The 26,796-nt window shown below is 72.6% G+C and carries 24 protein-coding genes and 1 pseudogene; 12 read left to right on the top strand and 13 right to left on the bottom strand.

Annotation, left to right across the window (positions count from 1 at the left end; genetic code table 11):
• Positions 1–61: 61 nt before the first annotated feature.
• Positions 62–853, bottom strand: a complete 792-nt coding sequence (locus tag KO717_RS31725) for a metal-dependent hydrolase (RefSeq protein ID WP_301372883.1) — start codon at positions 851–853, stop codon at positions 62–64.
• A 144-nt stretch (positions 854–997) separates the two neighbouring features.
• Between KO717_RS31725 and KO717_RS31720 the strand changes: the two genes are divergently transcribed.
• The 3 genes from KO717_RS31720 to KO717_RS31710 all read left to right on the top strand — a co-directional run bounded on the left by KO717_RS31720 (position 998) and on the right by KO717_RS31710 (position 4,897).
• Positions 998–3,520: a DEAD/DEAH box helicase gene (locus tag KO717_RS31720; RefSeq protein ID WP_301372882.1), complete on the top strand. Its 2,523-nt coding sequence runs from the start codon at positions 998–1,000 to the stop codon at positions 3,518–3,520.
• Between the two features lie 70 nt (positions 3,521–3,590).
• Complete coding sequence (locus KO717_RS31715; protein ID WP_150256098.1) at positions 3,591–4,487, top strand: acyl-CoA thioesterase; 897 nt, start codon at positions 3,591–3,593, stop codon at positions 4,485–4,487.
• Between the two features lie 8 nt (positions 4,488–4,495).
• Positions 4,496–4,897 carry a YchJ family protein gene (locus KO717_RS31710; protein WP_301372881.1) on the top strand — a complete coding sequence of 134 codons (402 nt, stop codon included), beginning with the start codon at positions 4,496–4,498 and terminating at the stop codon, positions 4,895–4,897.
• Here the strand turns inward: KO717_RS31710 and KO717_RS31705 are convergent.
• Together KO717_RS31705 and KO717_RS31700 are read right to left on the bottom strand one after the other, a co-directional pair.
• Positions 4,861–5,703, bottom strand: coding sequence for a DUF6397 family protein (locus tag KO717_RS31705; RefSeq protein ID WP_301372880.1), 843 nt, complete (start codon positions 5,701–5,703; stop codon positions 4,861–4,863). The genes KO717_RS31710 and KO717_RS31705 overlap by 37 nt on opposite strands.
• A gap of 113 nt (positions 5,704–5,816) precedes the next feature.
• The gene (locus KO717_RS31700) at positions 5,817–6,215 is read right to left on the bottom strand and encodes a roadblock/LC7 domain-containing protein (protein WP_189734290.1); all 399 of its coding nucleotides are present in this window, start codon (positions 6,213–6,215) and stop codon (positions 5,817–5,819) included.
• Positions 6,216–6,321: 106 nt separating this feature from the next.
• Here KO717_RS31700 and KO717_RS31695 point away from each other — a divergent pair, with 106 nt between their 5' ends.
• Positions 6,322–6,759, top strand: coding sequence for a PPOX class F420-dependent oxidoreductase (locus KO717_RS31695; protein ID WP_301372879.1), 438 nt, complete (start codon positions 6,322–6,324; stop codon positions 6,757–6,759).
• A gap of 81 nt (positions 6,760–6,840) precedes the next feature.
• Here KO717_RS31695 and KO717_RS31690 read toward each other — a convergent pair whose 3' ends face one another.
• The 5 genes from KO717_RS31690 to KO717_RS31670 form a co-directional block, all read right to left on the bottom strand.
• Positions 6,841–7,503: a GTP-binding protein gene (locus KO717_RS31690; RefSeq protein WP_437184602.1), complete on the bottom strand. Its 663-nt coding sequence runs from the start codon at positions 7,501–7,503 to the stop codon at positions 6,841–6,843.
• Positions 7,500–7,880, bottom strand: coding sequence for a DUF742 domain-containing protein (locus KO717_RS31685; protein WP_301372877.1), 381 nt, complete (start codon positions 7,878–7,880; stop codon positions 7,500–7,502). The genes KO717_RS31690 and KO717_RS31685 overlap by 4 nt, the downstream gene beginning before the upstream one ends.
• Positions 7,881–7,897: 17 nt before the next feature.
• The gene (locus KO717_RS31680) at positions 7,898–8,341 is read right to left on the bottom strand and encodes a roadblock/LC7 domain-containing protein (protein WP_301372876.1); all 444 of its coding nucleotides are present in this window, start codon (positions 8,339–8,341) and stop codon (positions 7,898–7,900) included.
• The gene (locus tag KO717_RS31675; RefSeq protein ID WP_301372875.1) at positions 8,341–11,022 is read right to left on the bottom strand and encodes a sensor histidine kinase; all 2,682 of its coding nucleotides are present in this window, start codon (positions 11,020–11,022) and stop codon (positions 8,341–8,343) included. The genes KO717_RS31680 and KO717_RS31675 overlap by 1 nt, the downstream gene beginning before the upstream one ends.
• A gap of 208 nt (positions 11,023–11,230) precedes the next feature.
• Positions 11,231–12,010, bottom strand: a complete 780-nt coding sequence (locus KO717_RS31670; protein WP_301374883.1) for an MHYT domain-containing protein — start codon at positions 12,008–12,010, stop codon at positions 11,231–11,233.
• A 177-nt stretch (positions 12,011–12,187) separates the two neighbouring features.
• Between KO717_RS31670 and KO717_RS31665 the strand changes: the two genes are divergently transcribed.
• On the top strand, positions 12,188–12,787 hold the full coding sequence (locus KO717_RS31665) for a class I SAM-dependent methyltransferase (protein WP_301372874.1): 600 nt from the start codon (positions 12,188–12,190) through the stop codon (positions 12,785–12,787).
• Between the two features lie 50 nt (positions 12,788–12,837).
• Here the strand turns inward: KO717_RS31665 and KO717_RS31660 are convergent, their stop codons facing one another.
• Entirely contained in the window at positions 12,838–13,755 is a 918-nt protein-coding gene (locus tag KO717_RS31660; RefSeq protein WP_301374881.1) for an oxygenase MpaB family protein, read from the bottom strand.
• Between the two features lie 132 nt (positions 13,756–13,887).
• Here KO717_RS31660 and KO717_RS31655 point away from each other — a divergent pair, with 132 nt between their 5' ends.
• Both KO717_RS31655 and KO717_RS31650 read left to right on the top strand, forming a co-directional pair.
• Positions 13,888–14,685 (top strand): hypothetical protein, encoded by a 798-nt coding sequence (locus tag KO717_RS31655; protein ID WP_301372873.1) that lies wholly within the window; start codon positions 13,888–13,890, stop codon positions 14,683–14,685.
• A 289-nt stretch (positions 14,686–14,974) separates the two neighbouring features.
• Positions 14,975–15,973 carry a polyprenyl synthetase family protein gene (locus tag KO717_RS31650; protein WP_301374879.1) on the top strand — a complete coding sequence of 333 codons (999 nt, stop codon included), beginning with the start codon at positions 14,975–14,977 and terminating at the stop codon, positions 15,971–15,973.
• 151 nt (positions 15,974–16,124) lie between these two features.
• Here the strand turns inward: KO717_RS31650 and KO717_RS31645 are convergent, their stop codons facing one another.
• A complete protein-coding gene (locus tag KO717_RS31645; RefSeq protein WP_301372872.1) occupies positions 16,125–16,307 on the bottom strand; it encodes a hypothetical protein in 183 nt (60 codons plus the stop codon).
• 185 nt (positions 16,308–16,492) lie between these two features.
• Between KO717_RS31645 and KO717_RS31640 the strand changes: the two genes are divergently transcribed.
• The 4 genes from KO717_RS31640 to exaC all read left to right on the top strand — a co-directional run bounded on the left by KO717_RS31640 (position 16,493) and on the right by exaC (position 23,778).
• Positions 16,493–19,489 carry a DEAD/DEAH box helicase gene (locus KO717_RS31640; protein WP_301372871.1) on the top strand — a complete coding sequence of 999 codons (2,997 nt, stop codon included), beginning with the start codon at positions 16,493–16,495 and terminating at the stop codon, positions 19,487–19,489.
• Positions 19,490–19,492: 3 nt separating this feature from the next.
• Positions 19,493–20,752: an SWIM zinc finger family protein gene (locus KO717_RS31635; RefSeq protein WP_301372870.1), complete on the top strand. Its 1,260-nt coding sequence runs from the start codon at positions 19,493–19,495 to the stop codon at positions 20,750–20,752.
• A gap of 134 nt (positions 20,753–20,886) precedes the next feature.
• Positions 20,887–22,200 carry a GAF domain-containing protein gene (locus tag KO717_RS31630; RefSeq protein WP_301372869.1) on the top strand — a complete coding sequence of 438 codons (1,314 nt, stop codon included), beginning with the start codon at positions 20,887–20,889 and terminating at the stop codon, positions 22,198–22,200.
• A 54-nt stretch (positions 22,201–22,254) separates the two neighbouring features.
• A complete protein-coding gene (gene exaC / locus KO717_RS31625) occupies positions 22,255–23,778 on the top strand; it encodes an acetaldehyde dehydrogenase ExaC (RefSeq protein WP_301372868.1) in 1,524 nt (507 codons plus the stop codon).
• Between the two features lie 7 nt (positions 23,779–23,785).
• On the opposite strand, the gene KO717_RS31620 is transcribed toward exaC, so the two are convergent.
• A complete protein-coding gene (locus tag KO717_RS31620; protein ID WP_301372867.1) occupies positions 23,786–24,142 on the bottom strand; it encodes a hypothetical protein in 357 nt (118 codons plus the stop codon).
• 219 nt (positions 24,143–24,361) lie between these two features.
• Between KO717_RS31620 and KO717_RS37530 the strand changes: the two are divergent.
• Positions 24,362–24,496: pseudogene (locus tag KO717_RS37530) on the top strand (aldehyde dehydrogenase family protein); the annotation flags it as partial.
• 212 nt (positions 24,497–24,708) lie between these two features.
• On the opposite strand, the gene KO717_RS31615 reads toward KO717_RS37530, so the two are convergent.
• Both KO717_RS31615 and KO717_RS31610 read right to left on the bottom strand, forming a co-directional pair.
• Positions 24,709–25,713: an NADase-type glycan-binding domain-containing protein gene (locus KO717_RS31615; protein ID WP_367401551.1), complete on the bottom strand. Its 1,005-nt coding sequence runs from the start codon at positions 25,711–25,713 to the stop codon at positions 24,709–24,711.
• Positions 25,714–26,138: 425 nt separating this feature from the next.
• Complete coding sequence (locus tag KO717_RS31610) at positions 26,139–26,786, bottom strand: phage tail protein (RefSeq protein WP_301374877.1); 648 nt, start codon at positions 26,784–26,786, stop codon at positions 26,139–26,141.
• Positions 26,787–26,796: the final 10 nt, after the last annotated feature.

Raw genomic sequence — 26,796 nt, 5'->3', positions numbered from 1 at the left:
CCGTGCCGCGAAAGCACCGGGCGGCGGAGGTGAACGGTCCCCTCCGCCGCCCGGTCCCGTCTCAGAAGAAGCCGAGGGCCGAGGCGCCGCCGAAGCCGCCCAGCAGGATGAAGACCGGCATGAGGACCTTCAGCTCCACCCAGCTGCCGGCGCGGAACCGCATCGCCTTCGGCGGACCGATCGGGTACCAGCGCTTGCCCGCGATCGGCAGCGGCCACAGGACCGGGCAGCCGGAAACGGTGAGCGCGTCGCCGATGTCGTGGACCAGGGCCCCCAGCACGATCGGCAGGCCGAGCCAGAGGTACTCCTGGCCCGCTCCGGTGAACAGCCAGTTCGCGCCGTTGCCGGGCTGGTCGAGCACCCCGGCCAGGATCCACGCGCTGGTCGCCCCGAGCAGCCAGACCAGGACGTCGCTGGACATCCGGGCGGCCCGCCACAGCAGGCCTTCGACCGCCAGCACCAGGTGCACGAAGAGCAGGGCGAGCACGCCCCAGCGATCGGCGGTGACGGCGAGCAGGGAGGCACCGCCGCCGATGAGGACGGCCCAGAGCCAGGTGTGCGTCAGGGTGCGGTGGCCGCCGGTGCGGCGGGCGTCCTTCTTGGAACGGGTGCCCTTGTAGACGGCGTAGGAGATCTTGTCGACCACCTCGCACACGCCTTTGGAGAGCGGGCCGAAGGCGCGTGAGATCGTCGCCGACTTGTGATCGAGGTCGGGGGCGAGGGCCGCCCCGGCGCAGATCAGCGCGCCGACGACGAGGACCGGCCAGGGCATGGGGTGTCCGGCGGCCGCGGTGGCCGCGCCCACCCCCAGCCAGGCCGCTGCCCCGGACAGTGAGTGCGCCGGACCCATCATGGTCGTTTCCCGCCCCGCTGGTGTGTGGTCGGGCCCGGTCGACTGTTTCGTTCGGGCCTCATCGACGGCACAGCGTACCGTCGGCGATCTTCGTTCCGTCCGCCGGTTCCCTGATCCGGGGGGAAGCCAGGCAAGATGGGGGGTGTGACCCTCATTGATCAGCTCCCGCCGAACGCCGACCCCGATGCCCTCTTCGAGGCTTTCTCCTCGTGGGCGGAGGACCAGGGCATCACCCTGTACCCGGCTCAGGAGGAGGCGCTGATCGAGGTCGTCTCCGGGGCGAACGTGATCCTGTCCACCCCGACCGGCTCCGGCAAGAGTCTCGTCGCGGCCGGTGCGCACTTCACCGCCCTCGCCCAGGACAAGGTGACCTTCTACACCGCCCCGATCAAGGCGCTGGTGTCGGAGAAGTTCTTCGACCTGTGCAAGCTCTTCGGCACCGAGAACGTCGGCATGCTCACCGGCGACGCCTCCGTGAACGCGGACGCCCCGGTGATCTGCTGCACCGCCGAGGTGCTGGCCTCCATCGCCCTGCGCGACGGCAAGCACGCGGACATCGGCCAGGTCGTGATGGACGAGTTCCACTTCTATGCAGAGCCGGACCGCGGCTGGGCCTGGCAGATCCCGCTGCTGGAGCTGCCGCAGGCACAGTTCATCCTGATGTCGGCGACGCTCGGCGACATGAAGCGGTTCGAGGAGGACCTGACCCGGCGCACCGGCCGGCCCACCTCGGTGGTCCGTTCCGCGACCCGGCCCGTCCCGCTCTCGTACGAGTACGTCACCACCCCGATCACCGACACGATCACCGAGCTGCTGGAGACCCGCCAGGCACCGGTCTACATCGTGCACTTCACGCAGGCTCAGGCGGTCGAGCGGGCGCAGTCGCTCATGAGCATCAACATGTGCACGCGCGAGGAGAAGGACAAGATCGCCGAGCTCATCGGCAACTTCCGCTTCACCACCAAGTTCGGCCAGAACCTCTCCCGCTACGTCCGGCACGGCATCGGTGTGCACCACGCCGGCATGCTGCCCAAGTACCGCCGCCTGGTGGAGAAGCTCGCGCAGGCCGGCCTGCTGAAGGTCATCTGCGGTACGGACACCCTCGGCGTCGGCGTCAACGTCCCGATCCGCACGGTGCTGTTCACCGCGCTCACCAAGTACGACGGCAACCGTGTCCGCACCCTGCGCGCCCGCGAGTTCCACCAGATCGCGGGACGCGCCGGCCGGGCCGGCTTCGACACCGCGGGCTATGTGGTCGCGCAGGCCCCCGAGCACGTCATCGAGAACGAGAAGGCGCTCGCTAAGGCGGGCGACGATCCGAAGAAGCGCCGCAAGGTGGTGCGCAAGAAGGCTCCCGAGGGCTTCGTCGCCTGGTCGGACACCACGTTCGAGAAGCTGATCGCCGCCGACCCGGAGGCGCTGACCTCGCGCTTCAAGGTCACCAACATCATGCTGCTGTCGGTCATCGCCCGGCCCGGCGACGCCTTCCAGGCGATGCGCCACCTGCTGGAGGACAACCACGAGCCCCGCAAGGCCCAGCTGCGGCACATCCGCCGGGCCATCGCGATCTACCGCTCGCTGCTGGACGGCGGCGTGGTCGAGAAGCTCGACACCCCGGACGCGGAGGGCCGCACCATCCGGCTCACCGTCGATCTCCAGCAGGACTTCGCACTCAACCAGCCGCTGTCCACCTTCGCCCTGGCCTCCTTCGACCTGCTGGACCCGGAGTCCCCCTCCTACGCGCTGGACATGGTCTCCGTCGTGGAGTCCACGCTGGACGACCCGCGCCAGATCCTCGCCGCCCAGCAGAACAAGGAACGCGGCATCCAGGTCGGCCAGATGAAGGCCGACGGGATCGAGTACGAGGAGCGGATGGAGCGGCTCCAGGACGTCACCTATCCCAAGCCGCTCGAAGAGCTGCTCTCGCACGCCTACGACGTGTACGCCAAGAGCCACCCGTGGGTGCGCGACCACCCGGTCTCCCCGAAGTCGATCATCCGCGACATGTACGAGCGCGCGATGACCTTCACCGAGTTCACCTCCTTCTACGAGCTGGCCCGCACCGAGGGCATCGTGCTGCGCTACCTCGCGAGCGCGTTCAAGGCGCTGGACCACACCATCCCCGACGACCTCAAGTCCGAGGACCTCCAGGACCTGATCGCCTGGCTCGGCGAGCTGGTCCGCCAGGTGGACTCCAGCCTGCTGGACGAGTGGGAGCAGCTGGCGAACCCGGAGGTGGAGACGGCGGAGCAGGCCCAGGAGAAGGCCGACCAGGTCAAGCCGGTCACCGCGAACTCGCGGGCCTTCCGCGTCCTGGTCCGCAACGCCATGTTCCGCCGGGTGGAGCTGGCCGCCCTCGACCACGTCAACGTGCTGGGCGAGCTGGACTCCGAGTCCGGCTGGGACGCGGATGCCTGGGGCGAGGCCCTGGACGGGTACTGGGACGAGTACGACGACCTGGGCACCGGACCCGACGCCCGGGGCCCGAAGCTCCTGCAGATCGAGGAGGACCCGGCGCACGGCCTGTGGCGCGTCCGCCAGACCTTCGCTGACCCCAACGGGGACCATGGCTGGGGCATCAGCGCCGAGGTCGACCTGGCCGCCTCCGACGAGGAGGGCCGGGCCGTCATCCGGGTCACCTCGGTGGGTGAGCTCGGAGCACTCTGACCGTCCGCCGTACCCCGCCGTACCCGCCCGACCCAACGGACCCGCCGGACCCGACCGTGGAGATCCTCTGATGACGAACCCCGCCGAGAGACTGGTCGATCTGCTCGATCTGGAGCAGATCGAGGTCAACATCTTCCGCGGCGCCAGCCCGCAGGAGTCCCTCCAGCGTGTCTTCGGCGGGCAGGTCGCCGGCCAGGCCCTGGTGGCCGCGGGGCGCACCGTGGAGAGCGACCGCCCGGTCCACTCGCTGCACGCGTACTTCCTGCGCCCCGGCATCCCCGGGGTGCCGATCGTGTACCAGGTGGAGCGGGTGCGCGACGGACGGTCCTTCACCACGCGCCGGGTCACCGCGGTCCAGCAGGGCAAGACGATCTTCAATCTCACCGCCTCCTTCCATCATCCGGAGGAGGGCGGCATCGAGCACCAGCTGCCTCCTCACCACGTCCCTCACCCGGACACGCTCCCCAAGGTCGCGGACGAGATCCGCGAGCACCTGGGGGCGCTGCCGGAGGCGCTGGAGCGGATGGCCCGCCGCCAGCCCTTCGACATCCGGTACGTCAACCGGCTCCGCTGGACTCCCGAGGAGCTCAAGGGATCCGATCCCCGCAGCGCGGTGTGGATGCGCGCGGTCGGTCCGCTGGGCGACGACCCTCTCATCCACACCTGCGCCCTCACCTACGCAAGTGACATGACCCTCCTCGACGCCGTGCGCATCCCGGTGGAACCCCTGTGGGGCATGCGCGGATTCGACATGGCCTCGCTGGACCACGCCATGTGGTTCCACCGGCCCTTCAGGGCGGACGAGTGGTTCCTGTACGACCAGGAGTCGCCCATCGCGCACGGCGGCCGGGGCCTGGCCCGGGGCCGCATCTACGACGTGGAGGGCAGGCTGCTGGTCTCCGTGGTCCAGGAGGGCCTCTTCCGTCCGTACCCCGCCAAGCCGTCCGAGCCCGCCCCGGAGAACTGAGCACACCCATGCCCACCCCTGCCGTCCCCTGCCCCTGCGGGCTGCCCGCCAGCTACCCGGAGTGCTGCGGCCCCCTCCACTCCGGTGCTCGCTCGGCACCCACCGCCGAGCGGCTGATGCGCTCCCGGTTCAGCGCCTTCGCCGTCGGCGACACCGCCTACCTGCTGCGCTCCTGGCACCCCGCCACCCGTCCGGACCGCCTCGACCTGGATCCCGAACAGCGCTGGGAGCGGCTGGAGATCCTCGCCACCGAGCGCGGCGGGATGTTCGAGACGGAGGGCTCGGTGGAGTTCCGCGCCCACTACCGCGAGGGCCGGCACACCGGCTCGCTGCACGAGCACAGCAGCTTCTCCCGCGAGGCCGGGGCCTGGGTCTACGTCGGCCCCCTCTCCCCCGTCGACTTCGACTGACCCCGCGCCCCCGCCAGGGCGAAGTCCAGGCTGGTGCGGTACCAGTGGACCTCGTCCGGCGGGCCGGCCGTGAGCAGACCCTGCGCCACCGCGGCCGCCGCCGGAGCCTGCGGGTGCCCGTACGGCGGCGGTGGACCGAGGGCGGCCAGGACGATCCGCTCCGCCGGGTCGGGCACGGCCTCCAGCAGCTCGCCCTCGGGGAGTACGGAAGCCAGGACGGCGGCGCGCTCCCACGGGTCGGCGGTTCGTCTCAGCAGCAGCCCGACATGCCGCCCGCGCCACTTGCGCGGCCGCAGATCCGCCTTGGCCGCCATCAGCTCCCGGTCCGCCGGGGGCGCGATCCCGCGCAGCATTCCCGGCTCCCGCGCGGCGAAGCTCCGTAGCTCCGCGGTCAGATAGAGCCACACCACGGCCCGGTACCGGTTGATCCGGTAGCCGACCGGGGTCACGTGCCCGCAGCGCGCGAGCCGCGTGAACCGGCTCGGGCCGACCCCCGCCACCTCGGCCGCGGCCTGCGCCCCGGCCACCGTCTCGACCCGCTCGCGCAGCGCGCCCGGCGGGCCCGCCACCGACCTGACCCGGTCCAGCTCGGCCCGTGCGTAGCGCGCGGCACCGGCGAGCGTGCGCGGCCCGGCCCGTACGATCCCCAGCTGGACGGCCCTGGCGAACTCGCTTCGGCTCAGCCCCAGTTCCCCCGCGGCCTGCGCGCCGCCCACCAACTCGTCCGCACCGCCGCCGGCCGCAGCCCCGCCGGCCGCACCGCCATTGGTCACACCATCCCGAAGTGCGGTCCCCATCTGCGTCATCACGGTCCTCCCCCACGAGCAGCGATTACTCTGTGTGAAGACCGTAACTCAGTGCAACGACACCCCGCGAGGCCTGTGGACAACTTCCCGAACGGCGCCGAAGTCGGCCCGGCTCAGCCGCCGGTGATGCGCCGCTCCGCCACACCCAGGTGCTCGCCCACCCGGTTGACCAGCAGCGTCATCTCGTACGCGACCTGACCGATGTCGGACTCGGCGGCGCTCAGCACGCACAGGCTGCTGCCCGCGCCCGCCGCCATGACGAAGAGCGCTCCCTCGTCGTACTCGACCATCGTCTGCCGCACCTCACCCGCCCGGAAGTGGCGGCCGGACCCCTTGGCAAGGCTCTGCAGACCGGCAGCGACAGCCGCCAGGTGTTCGGCGTCCTCCCGCGCCAGCCCCGCGCTCGCCCCCGTGACCAGGCCGTCGTTGGACAGCACCACCGCGTGCCGCACCTGCTGGACCCTGCGCGTCAGGTCGTCCAGCAGCCAGTCCAGTTGCTTGTCCAGTGCCATTCCCGGCCCCTCCCCGTTGACGTCGGCCACATGGCCGCGCCCCACCCCGCGTACTTGTGCCGCAAGCCTTCCCCACCAGCGCCTTTCGGGCAAGGAGGATGTCCTCATGGCGAAGAAGATGACTCAAGAGGAATGGCGGGCGTTCGTCTCGCATTCGACCCGCACCGGAAAGCTCTCCACCGTGCGTGAGGACGGAAGTCCGCACATCGCTCCCATCTGGTTCGTACTCGACGGCGATTCCTTCGTCTTCAACACCGGAAAGGACACCGTCAAGGGGCGCAACCTCGCCCGCGACGGCCGGGTCGCGCTCTGCGTGGACGACGACCGGCCGCCCTTCTCCTTCGTCGTCCTCCAGGGCCGCGCCGAGATCACCGAGTACGCCGACGGCGCCGACGAACTGCTCACCTGGGCAACCCGGATCGGCGCCCGTTACATGGGCGAGGAACAGGCCGAAGCCTTCGGACGCCGCAATGCCGTCCCGACCGAACTCCTCGTCAGGGTCCCGATCGACAAGGTGATCGCCCTCGCCGGTATCGCCGAATGACCGGCCCCTGACCCGCGGCCTCTGACCTCTGCCCCCCTGACCCCCTGACCCCTGGCCCCCGATGCCGCCGGCCGGGCCGGTTCACACGGAATCGGCCTGCGGCTCCACCGAGTCCAGCAGCCGGGCGGTGTGCACCCGCCCGGCGTACTCGACCAGCCTGATCAGGACTTCCTTCCCCGAGTCCCGGTCCCGCGCGTCGCACAGCACCACCGGCGTCCCCTGCTCCAGGTCCAGGGCCCGCGAGACGTCGTGCGCCCCGAACCGCCGGGCGTCCGTGAAGCAGTTGACGGCCACCACGAAGGGGATGCGCCGGTGCTCGAAGTAGTCCACCGCCGGAAAGCAGTCCTCCAGCCGCCGCGTGTCGGCGAGTACCACCGCGCCCAGCGCGCCCTGCGACAGCTCGTCCCACAGGAACCAGAAGCGGTCCTGCCCCGGCGTGCCGAACAGGTACAGGGACAGCCCGGACCGGATGGTGATCCGCCCGAAGTCCATGGCCACCGTCGTGGTCGTCTTCTGGTCCACGCCGCCCGTGTCGTCGACCAGTTCACCCGCCTCGCTCAGCTGTTCCTCCGTCCGCAGCGGCCGGATCTCGCTGACCGCGCCCACCAGCGTGGTCTTGCCCACCCCGAACCCGCCCGCCACCAGGATCTTCAGTGCGAGTGCGGCCAGTTCGGGGTCCTCCTCGGGACCGGGATCCGCACCCTGGGCCGGTTCCGCAGATCGGTCGTCATGCTGTCCCATCAAAGCGCTCTCAATCCCTCGATGACTTCACGCAAAATCCGCTCGTCCGGCAGTTGTGCGGGCGGTACGGGCCGGCTGACCCTGACGTGCCCGCCCTCCAGCAGGTCCCCGAGCAGCACCCGCACCACCCCCACGGGCAGGTCCGCGTCGGCGGCGAGTTCGGCCACCGACTGGGTCTCGGACCGGCAGAGTCCGAGCAGTGCCCGGTGTTCGGGGCCCAGCAGGGACTCGGCCGCCTCGTCCGTGCCCGCCGGATCGACCGCGACCAGCGCGATCAGGTCGAAACGGACGCCGTGGGGTCCCGGCTTCGTACGCCCGCCGGTCATGGCGTACGGGCGGACGAGCGGGCCCGCGTCGGCGTCGTACCACTGGCCGTTCATGTGCCGGACCGCCGCCCTCAGCCGGCGGCCGGCGGGCGCGCCGCGAACCGGGGCGGGGTGTAGAGGTGCTCGCCGACACGCTTCACCAGCCGGGCCATCTCGTAGGCGATCAGGCCGATGTCGGCACTGGCGGCACTGAGCACGGCCAGGCAGGAACCGTCGCCGGCGGCCGCGACGAAGAGGAAGCCCTCGTCCATCTCGACCATCGTCTGGCGCACGCCCCCGGCGTGGAAGTGCCGGCCCGCGCCCTTGGCCAGACTGTGGAAGCCGGAGGCCACCGCGGCCAGGTGCTCGGCGTCCTCCCGGCTGAGCGCGCTGGAGGCACCCACCGCCAGGCCGTCGTTGGAGAGCACCACGGCGTGCCGGACCTCGCGTACCCGGAGCACCAGGTCGTCGAGCAGCCAGTCCAGTTCGCCGGACCTGCGGCCGCCGTCGAGGTGGATCCTTTGGTGTTCGATCATCACACTTCTCCTTCGCTGCCTGCGTGAGGGGAGTTCTCCTGGGCGCCGCGGACCCAGCCGGCCCGGTAGGCCGCCATCCGGTCCCGGGCCTGCTCCGGGCTGCGGCCCGGCGGCTCCTCGGGGAGGCGGGACGCGGCCGGGGCCTTCGGGGCGGGGGCTTCGCGAAGCTGCGGGACGAGACTGGCCTGGCGCACCCGGCGCGGCAGTTCCGTCACCGAGGCCGGGGGCACCGCGGCCGTCTGGGTACGGGCGCCCGCGCCGCCCGGGCCCGCGCCGCCGGGGCCCGCGCCGCCGGGGCCGCGCGGCCGGAGCGAAGCCACCGGGGCCGGGCGCGGCTCCTCGCGTACGGGCTTCGGTGCCGGGGCCGGAGCCGGGGGCTGCGCGTCCTCCCGTACGACGGTCATGGCGGGCGGCTGTTCCGCCTTCCCGCCCGCCTTCGGCGCCTGGGCGGAGGACCGGACCGGGGACGGGGCCGGGGACGCGGACGGGGCCGGGGACGGTGCTCGGACCGGGGCGGGAGCCGGCCGCTCCGGCAGGGGTGCCGGGTCGGCTTCCGGAGCCATGGCGGAACCCGGGGCCGAACCGTGGACAGGTGCAGGGGCAGGGGCAGGGGATCCGCCGGGGGCGGCGGCCGTGACCGCGCCCTGGAGCATGGAGTTGGGCAGGAGCACCACCGCGGTGGTGCCGCCGTAGGGCGACGTGCGCAGGTGCACCTTCACTCCGTGGCGGGCCGAGAGGCGGCTGACCACGAAGAGACCGAGCCGGTCGCTGTCGAAGAGGTCGAGGGATTCGGACTGCTCGATGCGGCGGTTGGCGTCGCCGAGGGTGTCGGGGCCCATACCGAGTCCGCGGTCCTCGACCTCCAGGACGTAGCCGGTGCCGACGGGCTCGCCGCTGACCCGGACCTTGGTGTGCGGCGGGGAGAACTGGGCCGCGTTCTCGATGAGTTCGGCGAGCAGATGGGTGAGGTCGGCGACGGCGCCCCCGACCACGGCGGCTTCCGCGAGCTGCCGCACCTCGATCCGCGGGTAGTCCTCGATCTCGGAGACGGCGGCCCGCACGACGTTCGTGAGGGGGACCGGCATCCGCCAGGCCCGGCCCGGGGCGGCGCCCGACAGGATGATCAGGCTTTCCGCGTGCCGGCGCATCCGGGTGGTCAGGTGGTCGAGGCGGAACAGGTCACCGAGCTCGTTCGGGTCGTCGGCGCGCCGCTCCATCGAGTCGAGCAGGGTGAGCTGCTTGTGTACGAGGACCTGGCTGCGGCGGGCGAGGTTGACGAAGACCCCGGAGATCCCGCTGGCGAGTTCCGCCCGTTCGACGGCGGCACTGAGCGCGGCCCGGTGGACGGTGTGGAGCGCCTCGCCGACCTGGGTGATCTCGTCCTCGGCCGGTGGCCCGGGCGGGGTCTCGGCAGCGACGTCGACCTCCTGGCCGGCGCGCAGCCGTTCCATCGCCTGCGGGAGCTTGCGGTGGGCGATCTCCAGGGCGGTGTTGCGCAACGAGACGAGCTCGACGACCAGCGCCCGCCCGATCCGGACCGAGATGACGAGGGAGGCGGCGACGGCCGCCAGGCCCAGCAGCACGGCGGCCCCGGCCGGGGTGAGCGCCCCTTCGGCGAACGGGTCGGCCCGGTCGGCGGCCGTGGCGTGTGCGGCCGCCTCGACCTCCCGCATCGAGGCGGCGATGCCGTTGTGGGCGGCCTCCCATCCGGCGGGCACCCCGCGGCTCTCCTTGGAGGTGCCCGCGGCCAGCGCACGGTCCTCGGCGCCGGTGAGGTCGGCGTAGGCGGCGCTCTTGGCGGCGGACTGCCAGACAGCTTCCTGTGCGGCGGGGAGGTCACGGGCGGCGGAGTCGGTGAGCGCACGGCGGGACTCGACGGCGCCGGTCAGCTGCCGAAGCGTTTCGGCGGTACGCGGGCCGGGGGTGGCGAGCAAGGCGTCCTCCCGGGACAGCAGTTCCGCCGCGCGGGAGAATTCGAGCAGGACCCGGGCGTCGGGGCCGAGTTCGGCCTTCTCCCCGCCGGTCAGGGCGCCGCCCACGGCGAAGGCGGAGTCGACCACGCGGGTGTAGATGGTGTAGGCGGCCTCGGGGGTGGCCCGGCGGTCGGTGATGTCCTTGCGCGACGGGCCCAGGCCTTCGGCGGCGGCCACGAACGCCTCCAGCCGGACCACGATGTCGGAGCGGTAGTCGCCGGAGTCGGCGACGGTGTGCTGGTCACCGAGCCGCAGCCGCTGCACGGCTGCGTCGGTCCGGCGGGCCTGCTGGTCGAGCGCGCCCGGGTCGGAGGCGGGGTCGGCGAGCAGACGGACGGCGGCGCGCCGTTCGGCCTGGAGCTCGGTGACGGCGGCGGCGACGGGTGTGCGTATCTCGGTGTCGACCTGGTGGACGCGGCTGAGCCGGGCCACGTCCTGGGCGGTGTTGACGGTGGCGAAGGCCCAGAGGGCGAGGAGCGAGACGACCGGGACCATCAGCAGCGAGACGATCTTCGCGCGGACGGTGGCGGGGCGCAGCCGCAACCGCGGCCGGGGGCCGCTCGCGCGCGCGGCAGGCGGGTGGGGCCGCTGGTCCCGGAGCTCCGCCGGTTCCTCGGCCGGCGGCCCGGCGTGGGCCCGGCGGCCGCGTGCCGGGGGCGCGGGCAGCCGCGGCGCCGCTGCTTCCGGTTTCCTGCGGGGTGTTCGCATGGGCTCCTCGTTCCGGGCGGTGCCTACGGGTGCGGTGGGGCGGGTGAAGCGGTGTGACAGGTGGAGCGGTGGGGCAGATGTGTGGGGGGGGAGGCGGGTGGGGTGATGCGGCTGGTGGGGTGATGCGGCCGCGGCCGTGGCCATAGCCGGTACGCGGCGGTGCGGCGCCGCAGGATCGGCCCGGTACACGGACTGCCGGTGCGCGCGATCAGTGCACGGTCACGGTGTGCTCCCCCAGGTGCCGGGCCGAAGCGGAGGCGGCGCGCTCGTCGACCGTCGGGGACAGCGCGACGAAGGCGGCGGTGATGAACAGGTAGGAACCCAGGCCGACGGCGAGCGGGAAGATGAACTGCATGGCCGTGGCGCCGGGCAGGACCGTGTCCGAGGGGCTGACGCTGACGGCGACGGCCATCATCCCCGTGTAGTGCATGCTGCTGACGGCGGCGCCCATGACCAGCGAGGCGACGGCGACCGCCACCGGTGACTTGATGTTGAGCGCGGCCCACAGGGCGGCGGTCGCCGCGATCACGGCGATGGCGACGGAGAGTCCGACGGTGAGCGGATCGTAGGAGACGTCGCCGTGCAGACGCAGGGCCGCCATGCCCAGGTAGTGCATGCTGGCGACGCCGAGTCCGGTGGTCAGGCCGCCCAGTACGAGGGACCGGCCGCGCTCCTTGCCGTAGCCGACGGCGAAGACTCCGGCGCCGACGACCAGCACGGCGACGAGCAGGCTGAGGATCGTGAGCGGCACGTCGTAGTGGATCTCGGTGCCCGTGACCTCGAAGCCGAGCATGGCGACGAAGTGCATGGTCCAGATGCCGGTGCCGATGGCGGAGGCCGCGGTGAGGAGCCAGTTACGACGGGAGGCTCCGGTCGTGGCGAGCGCGCGGACGGTGCAGCGCAGCCCGAGGGCGGCGCCGATCGATGCCATCACATATGACAGTGCGGGTGTCAGCCACCCATAGGCGGCGTGGTCCAGATGTCCCAGGTGTCCCATGGCCACGGGACGCTAGTCCGGGTGAGGGCGCGAACAGGGGGCGCATTTCGAAAGCCGCTGGAACTGCTGGAATATGACAGAGCTACGTTCATCTCCGATCACACCACGTGCCACCTTGCGCACGGTCCGCAGGGATACGAGCCGGAGCCGGTGGGGGATCATGGGCACATGAGCGACGACCACACACACGTGCAGGAGTTCTTCGGGGCGCGCGCAGCCGACTGGGACCGCAAGTTTCCCGGGGACGGGCCCGCGTTCACCACCGCCGTGGCCGAATTCGGACTGCGCCCGGGGGACCGCGTGCTCGATGCGGGCTGTGGCACCGGGCGGGCCATGACCGCGCTGCGCGCCGCCGTCGGACCCGCCGGGACCGTGCTCGGCGTGGACCTCACCCCACAGATGCTGGCCGCCGCGCGGCGGGCGGGGCGGGACGCCGAGGGCGCGCTGCTGCTCGCCGACGTGGCCCGGCTGCCGCTGGGCGACGAGGTGCTCGACGCTGTGTTCGCCGCGGGGCTCATCGCCCACCTGCCCGACCCGGGGGCGAACCTGCGCGAGCTCGCCCGCGTGGTCCGCCCCGGTGGCGGGCTCGCGCTCTTCCACCCGATCGGGCGGGCGGCCCTCGCCGCGCGTCACGGCCGCGAGCTGACCCCGCAGGACATGCGGGCCGAGCACAACCTCGGCCCGCTGCTGACCGGTTCGGGCTGGGACATGGCCTCGTACGCCGATGACGACGACCGATTCCTCGTGCTGGCCGTACGCCGCCCCTGAACACATCCGTACGTCGGCCCCATGCCCGGGGTCCGCGGAGGTGACCGGGATCAGGCCGGAGGCTGGGCCTCGGCTCCGGCGGGCCGGCGGGGATGCGGAACGGGGCAGCCACCCGAGCCGGGCACGGGGAACGTGCCGAGCTCACCCACGTCGTAGCCGTCCGGATAACCCTTGATCTCCGGGTTCTGGCGGGCGTAGTGCGGGGCCCTGCGCGGGGGCAGGAGCCGTACCGCGCGGCCGCGCAGCCACAGGGCGCCCTGGACGAGGCGCCGGACCGGCGCGCGCGGAGGCTCGTACCGGAAGGCGCCCAGCAGCGACTCGTCCAGGAGGGCGAGACTGGCGCGCCGCACGGCGGGCGCGACCGGCGCCGGATACCAGGAGGCCATGAGGTCGAGGGTGGCGTCGGCGACCTTGCGGGCGCCTTCGTCCCAGTCGAAGTGGGCCTCCTCGTAGGCGTCGAGGGTGGCTTCGAACTCCTCGTAGGAGCCCGGGATGTCCGTGATGCCCAGGTGGCGGCCGAGGGTGGCGTAGTAGTTCGCGCAGGCCCGGCGCTCGTGGTGGGTCAGCGGACGCCAGCCGTAGGCGTCCAGCCACCGCGCCGGAATCACCACGAAGGTGCTGAGGACGTACCGCATGTCCTCGTTCGAGATGTCGTAGCTGCGGTGCATCTGGTTGACACGGCGGATGGCGGTGCGCGCGGTGTCGCTCTCGAAGCCGTGCTCGACGACCGCGTCCAGGAGCAGCGCGGTGTCGTCGTAGCGCTTCTGGGTCCGGTCGGTGAACTCGGCCGTCTCGGCCAGCAGGCCACCGATGCTCGGGACGGCGTAGGTCCGGAACAGGGCGAGTTCCAGGGCGCGGGTGAAGTCCCAGGGGAACTCGTAGGTGGCGGTGAGCCGGTAGATGGCGAGGAAATCCTTGTCGGGATCGAGACGGAGGATCTCCCTCAGCCGATCGTAACGCTGCACCAGGTGTCCCTTTCTGTGGCGGGTTCCCAACTCTACGTGCAGGTAGCAGGCTTGGAAATCGTGTCCCGCAGGCTCTCGACGGGCGGGTTACCCGCTGGTTAAGGTGCGCCGACGAGAGAGCTACCAGGAGGCCAGGTGTCCGACGACGAGGGTGGCGGCTCGCTGTATGTGCTGACCGCTGTGCTGCTGACCCCGGCGCAGTTCCCCAGCATCCTGGGCGACGACTTCCCCGAGGCCTGCTCCCTGCTGGGCGTGGCGCCGAACCGGGAGGGGTACGGGCTGGTGCTCGGCCAGGACGAGGAGGGCGCGCGGTGGACGGTCGTCGTGGACGACGTCTCGCTCGTCGCGACGGCCATCGCCTCCTGGGACTGCGGGATGGAGTACGACCTGTCCCCTGACGAGCGGACGATCGTGGTCTCGCTGGCGGGCTGGCCGCTGGAGTTGTCGGTGGCCGCGTCCGGAATCCCGGAGCCGCACGATCCCGAGCAGGGAGCGGACGGTACGGGGCGGGTCCCGCTCGCCCCGCCCTCGGCGGACGCCTGGGGTCCGGTGCAGCGGCGGATGGGCGCGGACCAGATCGCGCGGGAGTGGGCGGACTGGCGGGAGCGCGTGGCCACGGACGGCGGGGCGGCGGCCGCCGCGCACCCCGGGCTCGCGCGGGCGCTGGAGGAGGCCGTGGCGTACGCGAAGACTCCGCCACCGCCAGGCCGCGTGCGGTCCTCGTTCGCCGGCGAGGGGGCCCGGACGCTGCGGGTGGACGGGCCCGGCTGGTCGCTCGTGGCGCGTACCGGCGAGGCCGCCTTCGTCCTGCTGGACGAGGAACCGGGCGAGGTGCTCACGGTTCCCCACGAGCGGGACTCGGAACGGCCGGACCTGCCCGACCTGCCGGGCTTGCTGACGGCGCTGGACCGCATAGCGGTCCGCCCCTCGTGAACACGAGCCGGAGCGGGCGGTGGCGGTGACGACTGCAAAGGCTATTGCGAATAGCGGCGGCGACAACAACGGCTCCGATGCACGGCCCATACCGGGCGGTTAGTCGGTAACCGGCCTCCAGGAGCGGTCCGTTCCGGCCCCTCAGTAATCGAAAAGAACCGGCCAAGGAGGCCGGAAATCGCTCTGGATCCCCCTCCTCCGGAATGATCGAATCGGCCAGTCAAGCGGCTCAAAGATGCGCACCTCGCACCTGCGGCCCATTCCACGACGGAGGCCATTCTTGAATTCCATGTCCTACCTGGACCTGCACCGGGAAGTCTCGCAGGACATCGAAGCGGAGATCGACACCGCGCTGGAGCGGCTCGGCCCAGTGGCGAGCACGACCAGGAACTCAGTGGCCAAGCTCTTGGAGCACCGCAAACTGAGACATCCCCTCTCGGTGCTGCCGCTCCTCACCCACGCCATAGAGACCGGCAACCCGAGGCCGGCCATTCCGCTGTCCGCCGTCCACCTGCTGTGGTGGACCTCGGCCTGCTACCTCGACGACCTGGCGGACGCCAGCGGCGCCTCCATCTCCGGCGAGCTCACCGAGAACGAAGCACTGCTCGCAGCCGTCATCACGGGGAACTCACTCCCCATCCAGATCCTCCTCGCGCAAGATCTCCCGGAGTCGGCGCGCAGCGCCCTGATAACCGAGATCCTTAACGGCTGGATCATCGGCGTCGACGGCCAGATCGACGACATGCGCGGGGGCGCCCGCAGCGCCTCGCGGAAATCGGTGGTCGAGACGTACCGCGGCAAGTCCGGTGCGCCCTTCGGAATGATCACGGCAATGGCCGCAATATTCTCGGGAACGACAGCCGAGAAGGTGGAGCTGTGGCGTGAATTCGGCTACGTCTTCGGCATCCTTTGGCAAATATTCAACGACCAGGAAGACATCCTGTCCGGCCGCAACGAGGACCTGCTCAACGGCACGGTCACCTATCTCCTCGCCTCCGTCATCGAGGACGCCTCGCCCGATTCCCGGGACCGCATCCTGGGCCTGTGCGCCTCGGCCGGGCGCTCGCATCAGGCCAGAGCGGAACTCGAGGGGCTGCTGCGGAAGCCCGCCGTCCTCGACCGGTACCGGGCGGAGATCGACGCATTCCGCGCCGAGGGGCACCGGATCCTGGACGAACTGGGCGGCGACGAGACCTACTCGCCCGTGCTGCGGCACCTCGTGGACCACGCATCCCAGATGCTGCTCGAAGCGGACCTCGACCTGGCCGTCGTGAGCGGCGCCGCCTGATCCGCCCGCCGCCCGGGCGGGGCACACCCTTCGGGCGTCACCGCCACCGGACGGGTACGCGCCCGAGGCCCGCCCCGCGGCCGTGCCTGCCGGGCTCCGCGCCGAAGCCGGAGCCCGGCCGCCCCACCGGGCGGCCGCGCGGCGGCCGCGGTCAGCGGCCTATCTGCTTCCTGGACATACCCCGCAGCCGACGCCGCTGGGAGGAATCCAGCAGGAGGTAGGCGGCGACGGGCACGCCGATCAGGACCAGCAGTCCCGCCCAGAACCCCACGGTCCAGAACAGCACGACGGCTGCCACGACTCCGGCAACCGCGATCTTTCCGCTCGTGGACATCTGCGGACACCTCCTTCTGCCGTCGGCCAACTACTACCCGCTCAACGTGCCGTCGAGGCCGTGCGTTCCCCGACACCCGAACGGTCTTCGAAGTGACCCGGGTCACGGCCCCGCCCGCGCCGTCGGGCGCCCTCGGTCGGGTACTCTCGGCCACCCCGTACCCGGTAGTCAAGTTTGAGGAATGCGTGCTCTCCGAGATCTCCGGCCTCATCCACCACCACTCCGCCGTGTTCCTCCCCGCCGACCCGGCCGGCGGCGGCCGGATCGCCCTCTGGCGGACCGACGGCAGGACGCCCGGCGCCCGTACCGGTACCGGTACCGGCACCAGCGACGGTGCCGGCGCCTCATCCCGCACCGGCAGCTCGCAGGAGCTCACCGTCATCACCCCCGACCTGCGCCGGACCACCGTGGTCGCACGCGTCCTGTCCGTGGATGAAGCCCTGCCCCTGCTCACCCGCGCCCGGTCCGCCGCGGCCGAGGCGGGCTCCGCCCCGGCGTTCTGGGGCGCCGCCGCACTGCTCGCCCTGCGCTTCGCCGCGCGCGGACAGCTCCTGCCCGGGCTGAGCCCCGCCGGCCACGACGCCTGGCGGATCGGGCCGCTGCAGGCCGCCGACCTCGACGAGGTCCGGGAACTGGCCGCCGCCATGCCGCCCGCCGCCCACTGCGTGCCGCTGAACGCCGACGGGCCGCCCCGGCTGCCCGCGCCGGAGCCGCTGCTGCGGGCCTTCCTCGACGCCGTCGCCGACACCCTCCCCCGCTCCCCCGCCGCGCCGGCGGCCGCCGGCGGCCCCGCGTACGCCGGCCGCCCGCCGCAGCTCCACCCCGAGCTGCGCGGATGGGCCGCCGAGGTGGCCGCCGGCCATGACGCCGGAGTGCGGATCTCCCTGCGGATCGAACTCGACCGAGCACTCGACGGAGTACTCGACCCGGCCGCGGAACAGCACCCCGGAGCCGCCCCCGCCTTCCGGGCCGTCCTGCAGATGCACAGCCTGGCCGACGCCGCCCTCGTCGCCGATGCCGCCGACGTCTGGGCCGGATCAGGTGCCGCCGCGGCCGCCTTCCCGCCCGGCGCCCGGATGGACGCCCTCCGCGCCCTGCGCCGCGCCTCCCGGCTGTGGCCCCCGCTCGCCCCGCTGCTGGGCGCGGCCGTCCCGGACGCGGTCGAACTCGCCGACGAGGAGGTCACGGAGCTGCTCGGCGAAGCCGCCGCCGTCCTGGCCGCCGACGGGGTCCAGGTGCACTGGCCGCGCGGGCTCCGCCGGGACCTGAGCGCCCGGGCCGTCCTCGGCTCCCCCGACGACACCACCGCGAGCGCCCGCCCCTCCGGCCTGCTCTCCCCCGGCGCCCTGCTCTCCTTCAGCTGGCGCCACGCCCTCGGCGACCAGGGCGATCTCACCCGTGCCGAACTCGACCGTCTCGCCGAGGCGAAGCGCCCCCTGGTCCGGCTGCGTGACCAGTGGGTCCTGGTCGATCCCGCCGAGGCCCGCCGGGCCCGCGCCCGCCAGGACCGTGAGATCGCGGCCGCGGACGCGCTGGCCGCCGTACTCACCGGGTCGGCGGAGATCGACGGCAAGCGGGTCGACGTAGAGGCCACCGGTCCGCTGGAAGGGCTGCGCGCGCGTCTCGCCACCGACCCGCAGGAGGCCGCCGACGCCGCGGCCGACGTCCCCGGCGCGCCGCCGGAACTGCGGGCCACCCTGCGCGACTACCAGCTGCGCGGCCTGCGCTGGCTGGCCCGGATGACCTCGCTCGGCCTCGGCGCCTGCCTCGCCGACGACATGGGCCTCGGCAAGACCGTCACCCTCATCGCCCTCCACCTGCACCGCAACCGGCCCGGGAACCCCGCCACCGCCGGACCCACCCTGGTGGTGTGCCCGGCCTCGCTGCTGGGCAACTGGCAGCGGGAGATCGAGAAGTTCGCCCCCGGCACCCCCGTACGCCGCTTCCACGGCCCGGGCCGCAGCCTCGCCGGGCTCACTGGGCCAGCAGGGCAAGCAGGGCAGGCAGGGCAGGCAGGGGGATTCGTCCTCACCACCTACGGCACCATGCGCCTGCACGCGCCCGAACTCGCCACCACCGGCTGGGGCATGGTCGTGGCCGACGAGGCCCAGCACGTCAAGAACCCGCGTTCCTCCACCGCCAAGGCCCTGCGTACCATCCCGGCCCCGGCCCGCGTGGCCCTGACCGGCACCCCCGTCGAGAACGACCTCGCCGAGCTGTGGGCCGTCCTCGACTGGACCACACCCGGGCTCCTCGGCCGCCTCGGCACCTTCCGATCCCGCTACGCCGACCCCGTCGAGAGCGGCCGCGACCCGCAGGCCGCCGCCCGGCTGTCCGCGCTCGTCCGGCCGTTCCTCCTGCGCCGCAAGAAGTCCGACCCCGGCATCGCGCCCGAGCTGCCGCCCAAGACCGAGACCGACCACACCGTCGCCCTCAGCCGCGAACAGACCTCGCTCTACGAGGCGGTCGTACGCGAGACCCTCGCCGCGATCTCGGAGGCGGACGGAATGGAGCGGCGCGGTCTGGTGGTCAGGCTGCTGACCTCCCTCAAGCAGATCTGCAACCACCCGGCGCACTACCTGCGGGAGCACAGCCCGGCGGAACGCGGCGCCAAGGAGGCCGGTGGCGGCGGTGGCGGCGGCGCCCGCTCCGGAAAGCTGGAGCTGCTCGACGAACTCCTCGACACGATCCTGGCCGAGGGCGGCTCGGTCCTCGTCTTCACCCAGTACGTGGCGATGGCCAGGATCCTGGAGAAGCATCTGGCCGGCCGCGGGATCGCCTCGCAGTTCCTGCACGGCGGGACACCGGTGCCGCGCCGTGAGGAGCTCGTCGACCGTTTCCAGGCGGGTGAGGTCCCCGTGTTCCTGCTGTCCCTGAAGGCGGCGGGCACCGGGCTGAACCTCACCCGGGCCGGGCACGTCGTCCACTTCGACCGTTGGTGGAACCCGGCCGTCGAGGAACAGGCCACCGACCGCGCCTACCGCATCGGCCAGACCCAGCCCGTACAGGTCCACCGGATCATCGCCGAGGGCACCGTCGAGGACCGGATCGCACAGCTCCTGGCCCGCAAACGCGCCCTCGCCGACGCCGTCCTCGCGGGCGGCGAGGGCGCGCTGACCGAACTGACCGATGCCGAACTGGCCGAACTCGTGGCGCTGCGCCCGACCACGCGCGAGGAGTGAGCGATGAACACCCGGGATCCGTACGAGAAGACCTTCCCGGCCGTGGCGCCCACCCGCGGCCGCGGCTTCGCCGACACCTGGTGGGGCCATGCATGGCTGCGCGCCCTGGAGGACAGTGCGCTCGACGGGACGCAGGTCAAGCAGGGGCGCCGGTACGCGCGCTCGGGCGCGGTCGGCGCGGTGTCGGTACGCCCCGGCGGGCTCACCGCGGTGGTGCGCGATCCGGACGGGACGGCGCACCGGACGGACGTGCTGGTGCAGGAGTTCACGGAAGCGGAATGGGACCGCCTGCTGGATCTGGCCGCCGCGGAGGCCGGGCACATCGCGGCGCTGCTCGACCGGGAGGTGCCGCCGGAGCTCGCCGAGGACGCGGCCGCGGCCGGGGTGGAACTGCTGCCCGGCATCGGGGACCTCGATCCGCGCTGCGACTGCGGCGAGTGGGACCACTGCCCGCACACGGCCGCGCTCTGCTACCAGGTGGCCCGGCTGCTGGACCAGGACCCCTTCGTGCTGCTGCTCCTGCGCGGCCGGGGCGGGCGCGAGCTGGTGGGCGAGCTGGCGCGGCGGAGCACGGCGGAAGCGGCAGGAGGCGCGTTGCGAACCCCCGCCGACGAGGGGGTCCCGGCGGCGGAGGTGTTCGCGGCGGGCGCTGTCCTCCCCGCCCTGCCGCCGGTGCCGGGGCTGCCACAGGCGCCGGGCCATCCGCCGACGCTGGACACCGAGGTCGGACCGGAACCACATCTCGACGTGGACGGGGTGGAGTTCCTGGCCCGGGCGGCCGCGGCCGAGGCCCACCGGCGGCTCGCCGAGGCGCTGGCTCCGGGACACGCCGATCGCGCCCCGGCGGCCCCTCTCACGCACGCCGAAGACGCCGTACGGCTCACGGCCGAGGCTCATGACGTCCGGGTCCGCTCCCGCCTGGCGGCGGCTACCGGGCGCAGCCGGGCCGACATGGAACTGGCCGTACGCGCCTGGGGCTTCGGCGCGGCCCCGGGCCTCGCGGCGCTGGAGGACGACTGGACGCCGGACCGGAGCACACTGGCCCGTGCCCGTGCGGCCCTGGCCGCGGCGTGGGCGGACGGGGAGGCGCCGGTGCTCCGCCGGGTCCGCGCCCGATGGACGCAGGCGGGCACCGGCCGCCAGATCCGGCTGGGCCGGGAGGGGCGCTGGTGGCCGTACCGCCGCGAGGCGGGCCGGTGGATCCCGTCGGGGCCGTCCGCCCCGGACCCGGGCTCGGCACTGGAGGCCGATCCCGGCCCATGAGGTTTCGGCCCGCGCGGGCCGCGTACCGCCGGCGCCCTGGCCGACGTACGGCTTGCCGGGACCCGGTACCGGGACGACGATGGGGACGCTCCGCAGCTCGGCAACTCCGTACCGCGGCACCACGGGAGGGTGAGATGGGCGATCCGTCGGTGGCGCTGCCGGGCGGGGCCGATCCGGCCGCGCGCACGCGCGAGCTACGGCGGGCCCATGCCGCGTTCACCCGGGACGGGCGGGTCGAGGAGCCGGTCCGGGCGGTCATCGCGCGGTCCTGGCGGCGGTGCGCGCGGGCCCGGCTCAGCCCGGAGTGCGCGCCCCGGGTGGAGCTCGCGGAGGGGGAGCTGCGCTCGTACCGCGAGGCGCACCCGCTGGCCCGGGTGATGCCGCTGTTCCGGGATCTCGTCGGGGCGTTCGCCGCGCACGGGGCGCACCTTCTGGCGGTGTGCGACGCGCGGGGCAGCCTGCTGTGGGTGGAGGGCGAACCGGGCACCCTGCGCAGGGCCGAGGGCCTCGGCTTCGTCCCGGGTGCGCGCTGGGCGGAGTCGGCGATGGGGACCAACGCCCCCGGGACGGCGGTCGCGACGGGCGAGCCCGTGCAGGTCTTCGGGGCCGAGCACTTCAGCCGCCGGGTGCACCCGTGGACCTGTGCGGCGGCCCCGGTGCGGGACCCCCGGACCGGAAGGCTGCTGGGCGCGGTGGACATCACCGGGGGCGACGGCCTGGCCCACCCGCACTCCCTCGGCTTCGTGCAGGCGGTGGCCCGGGCGGCGGAAGCCCAGCTGACCCTGCTCGAACCGGATCCGCCGGCCGCCCGCGACACGCTCTCCGCCCTCGGCCAGGACGAGGCGCTGCTGGTCACCGCCGGTCGCACGCTCCGGCTGGGGCGGCGGCACAGCGAGATCATGGCTCTGCTCGCGCACCATCCCGAGGGATTGTCGGGCGAGGAGCTGGCGATCGCCCTCTACGAGGACGAGTCGGTGTCACCGGTGACGTTACGCGCCGAGATCTCCCGGCTGCGCGCCCTGCTGGGGCCGTCGGCTCCGCTTTCGCGCCCGTATCGCACGGCCGGTCCGCTGGACGCGGATTTCACCGCCCTGACACGGCAGTTGGCCGCCGGGGCGGTGTCCGCGGCCCTCCACCACTACCCCGGCCCCCTGCTGCCGGCCTCCACCGCGCCCGGCATCGTCCGGCTGCGGCGCCGGATCGAGGACCAGGCGCGGGCGGCCGTGATCGCGCGGGCGGATGCCGGGCTGCTCACCGACTGGGTGTGCGGCTCGTGGGGCGCGGACGACCCGGAGGCCTGGCGGGCGCTGGCGGCGGCGCTGCCGCCGGAGCGCAGGCCGGCCGCGCTGGCCCGCGTACGCGCCCTGGACCGGGAGCTCGGCGTGCGTCCGGACCCGGACCCCGGTGGACGGCGGCGTGCAACGTATCCGCAACCTGCCCGCTCCTAGCCTCCACGCGAGCGCTGTCCGACGGCGGCCGGCGCCCGGCAAGGGGAGGACACCATGGCCCGCTACGCTGCGCCCGGTACCGAGGGGGCGCTCATGTCGTACGCGCCCCGCTACGACCACTTCATCGGCGGCGAGTACGCTCCGCCCGCCCGCGGGCGCTACTTCGAGAACCCCTCCCCCGTCAACGGCCAGGTCTTCACGGAGGTCGCCCGGGGCACGGCCGAGGACGTGGAGCGGGCGCTGGACGCGGCCCACGCGGCGGCGCCCGCGTGGGGGCGTACCTCGGTCACCGAACGGTCGTCGATCCTGCTGCGCATCGCGGACCGGATGGAGCAGAACCTGGAGGCCCTCGCGGTCGCGGAGACCTGGGAGAACGGCAAGCCGGTGCGGGAGACCCTGGCGGCCGACCTGCCCCTGGCCGTCGACCAGTTCCGGTACTTCGCGGGGGCGCTGCGCGCGCAGGAGGGCGCGCTGAGCCAGCTCGACGACGACACCGTCGCCTACCACTTCCACGAACCGCTGGGTGTGGTCGGGCAGATCATCCCGTGGAACTTCCCGATCCTGATGGCGGTGTGGAAGCTGGCCCCGGCGCTGGCGGCCGGGAACACGGTGGTGCTGAAGCCGGCCGAGCAGACCCCGGTGTCGGTGCACTACTGGCTGAGCCTGGTGGCGGACCTGCTGCCGCCGGGCGTGGTCAACATCGTCAACGGCTTCGGAGAGGAGGCGGGCAAGCCGCTCGCGTCCAGCCCCCGGGTGGCGAAGATCGCCTTCACGGGGGAGACCGCCACCGGCCGGCTGATCATGCAGTACGCGGCCGAGCACCTGAAGCCGGTCACCCTGGAACTCGGTGGCAAGAGCCCGAACCTCTTCTTCGACGACATCTGGTCGACGGACGACGACCTGCGCGACAAGGCCCTGGAGGGCTTCACGATGTTCGCCCTCAACCAGGGCGAGGTGTGCACGAGTCCGTCGCGCGCGCTGATCGAGCGGGGCCGGTACGGGGACTTCCTCGACGCGGCCGTCGCCCGCACCGAACTGATCGTGCCGGGGCACCCGCTGGACACGGACACGATGATCGGGGCACAGGCGTCGGAGGAGCAGCTGAAGAAGGTCCTGTCGTACGTGGAGATCGGCCAGCGGGAGGGCGCGAAGATCCTGACGGGCGGCGAGCGCCGGGAACTGGAGGGCGATCTCGCGGGCGGCTTCTACGTCCAGCCGACCATCTTCGAGGGCGACAACCGCATGCGGATCTTCCAGGAGGAGATCTTCGGGCCGGTGGTGTCGGTGACCTCCTTCCAGGACTTCGACGACGCCGTACGGATCGCGAACGACACGGCGTACGGCCTGGGCGCGGGCGTCTGGACCCGGGACATCAACACCGCCTACCGCGCGGGCCGAGCGATCCAGGCGGGCCGCGTCTGGACGAACTGCTACCACGCCTACCCGGCACATGCTGCTTTCGGGGGTACCAAGCAGTCCGGCATAGGCCGCGAGACCCACAAGATGATGCTCGAGCACTACCAGTGGACCAAAAACCTTCTGGTCAGCTACTCGCCGAAGAAGCTCGGCTTCTTCTAGGCTCCATTCAAGGCCTGAGCCGGTCCTGCTGGACGTCGAAGCAGACCAGCCCCATGGCCTCCGCCACGGCTGCCGCGTAGGCCGAGGCCTCTTCGGCCATGCTCCACCGCATCGGGAAGTAGATCAGCGGTCCGCTGGCCTCACCGATCAAAGGACTGGTCGACCAGGGTGAGGTGTCATCGTCGTCCTCGGCAAGATCACACCACCGCTCAAGAAGCTTGGCGACGAAGGCTGCTATGCGTTCGGACGGGGGCTCATCCACCTCCGCTTCGATGTAGCGGTCGTACAGGTCACCGAAGACTCGGCCGGCGGACTTGTCATCCGCCGGCCGCTCGCCTTCCCAAACAGCCAAGTCGTAACTCATACCCCGGAGGCTGTCACACCGCACTGACATCCCTTCGCCCCACCCAACAGGACAGACCTCAGTCGAAGTTCTCCTCACCAACCTCGCCGGTGACCAGGGCCGCAATCCGCTCCAGTGTCTCTTCCGCGACAGGCGGAGCCTGTGACAACCAGTAATCGAGCCACTCTGTGTCGGTCATGCCTCATTGTCCCCAATCCTGAATACGGAGCTGGATGGAACCCGGCACACGCCGCCTTCGGCGGATACAAGCAGTCGGGCATCGGCCGCGAGACCCACAAGATGATGCTGGAGCACTACCAGCAGACGAAGAACATGCTGGTCTCCTACTCGCCGAAGCGCCTCGGCTTCTTCTAGACGCCCAAGGAAGGGCGCCTGACCTGGCCTTTCTGCCGTCAGGCGCCTTGCCTTGACTCGCTCGAAGCGCTACCTGCGGCGTGAAACGACGCCGCGCCCGCTCCTCGGGCGCGGCCCGTTCCTCGTCCGACAGCGTCAACTCGGCCTTCGGCCGCTCCATCCGTGCCAGGGGCCAAGTCCGCGCATCTGAACGGAATTCCCGAATCGGAACACTAGGTACCGCTGGTCGTGGCGCGGGTGAAGAACTCGATCTCGGCTATCGAAACCTGCTTGTCGGCGCCCACGTTGAACGCCGAGCGGATGACGAACCTGACGCTGACGACGTTCTGCGCCCGGAACTTCCGCTGTTGCGGCCCGCTCACCTGGTCGAGTGTGATCTGGCGCGTGGTCTGCTTCCCGTCGGCCGTGATGATGATCGCGTCCATGCGGTGGGGCAGCGCGGCCTCGGAGAGGTCCGAAGCCTTGGTGGAGATGCCGGACGTGATCAGGATGTCCAGCAGGCGGGTGGGTTCCTTGAAGCGCGCCTCTATCCACTCCCCGTCGGCGGACTGCGAGACGCCGGGGCCCCACCAGCTGTTGTTGATCTTGTCGAAGAGCACCTTCGGCGGGTGGCCGTCGAAGGAACGGGACGCCTCGGCGGAATCCGGGGTGACCTGGGCCCGCTTCGCGAAATGGTCGCGCGCCGCGCTCCATGCCGAATTCACGTTGAGCGCCCCGTAGATCACCAGCGTGAGCGCGAGGCCGTACGCGATCCAGGTGAAGCCGCGGCCGATGCCGCGGCGCAGCCGCGGGCGCTCGCCCGCCCACGGGTCCGGGCGGTTGCCGACGTTCCGGATCCGGCGCCACCAGGGGTGCCGAGCCTCCGGGGCACTGGGGCGCTCCGCCAGTGACATGCCACAGCGCCGGCAGAAGTGTCGGTCCGGGCGGTTGCCGACCTCGCACCAGGGGCACGGCGGACCGGCCTCGTCGGCCGGTTCCGCGCCGGGGGCCTGGACGCGGGGACGGGCCGCGGCGGGCACGCCGGGGAGGACCGGCGCGACATCCGGTGCCGGTGCGGCGGCGCGCTGGTCGGCGACCGGAACGAGCAGCGCCCTGGCGCGCGCGCTCGCGTCCGGGGTCGCACCCGCCGGGGAGGCGGCCGGTGCGACGGGAGCCACCGGGTCGGTGGGGAAGGTCTCCTCCTCCGCGCGCGCCGCCGTCGGCGATGCGGCGCTCACGGGTCCGTGGACGGCTTCCCGCACCGGGCCCGCGCTCCCTGCCCTGGGGGCGGGATCACCGGCATCAGGACCGAGGCCGGGGCCGGAATCGGGGTCGGGGCCGGGGCCGGGGCCGGGACCCGGACCGCCCTCAGGACCGGGCTCGGCATCGCCGTCGGCCGACGTGCCCCCGCCCGAGCCCGGAGAAGCCGACGCACCCGACGCACCCGACGCACCCGCGCCGCCTTGCCGACCTGCCGTCCCCGTACCCCGTTCCTCCTGCCCCGGGGTCCAGCTCAGTACCGCGCCGCAGCCGTCGCAGAACGACTGCCCCGGAGTCGAGCGCGTACCGCATTCAGCACAATGATGTGACGTGTTCCCCGCGTTCCCCGCGTCGGCGCCGACAGCTGCGGACGACGGGGTGGACGGGGAACCCTGCTGATCGGTCACCTGTCGGGAGTCCTTTCGGGGGCGGTCACCTGGACCGTGTAAGGCATGTGGGCGGGGCGAGCTGCCGCTACGAGCCGCTCCAGCCGGTGTTCGGCGGCCGGGTCGGGCTCCGGCAGCCGTACGGTGACGTGCAGATGCGGCCGCCGCTCGCCGGGGACCGGGCCCAGGGGCCGCGCGTCCCAGGCGGCCGCGCCGCTCTCGGTGATCTCCGGTTCCACGCCGAAGGCGAGCCGTATCGCCTCGGACAGTCCGCGCCGGGTCCCACGGATGCGGTGCAGCCGTACCGCGGCGGTCACCGCGGCGCGCAGCGCGACCGTCGCTTCCGTGTCCTGCGGACGGCCGGTGGCCGGTGGGGCCGGCGCGGCTTCCGCCGGTTCGCCGTCCGCGGGGCCGTCTGCGCCCCCGGCGGCGTCCGGCCCGTCGCTTTCCGCACCCACCCAGCTGCCGAGCCAGCGGGTGAAGTCCGCGGGCGCGAGCGACGGCGTGAAATAGGCGTCCAGGCAGTCGAGCACGTTGTGCAGCGGTGCGAGGGCCTCGTCGATACCCGCGACGAAGCGCTGCGCGAGATCGTCGTCGGCGAACACCGCCGGCAGCATCAGGCCCAGCGGCGCGGAGGAGCCGAGTCCGTCGACGGAGCCGCGCATGCTCCCGCCG

It is taken from the genome of Streptomyces xanthophaeus (assembly GCF_030440515.1).
Classification (GTDB): domain Bacteria; phylum Actinomycetota; class Actinomycetes; order Streptomycetales; family Streptomycetaceae; genus Streptomyces; species Streptomyces kutzneri.
This window is presented reverse-complemented; position numbering and strand designations above follow the sequence as displayed.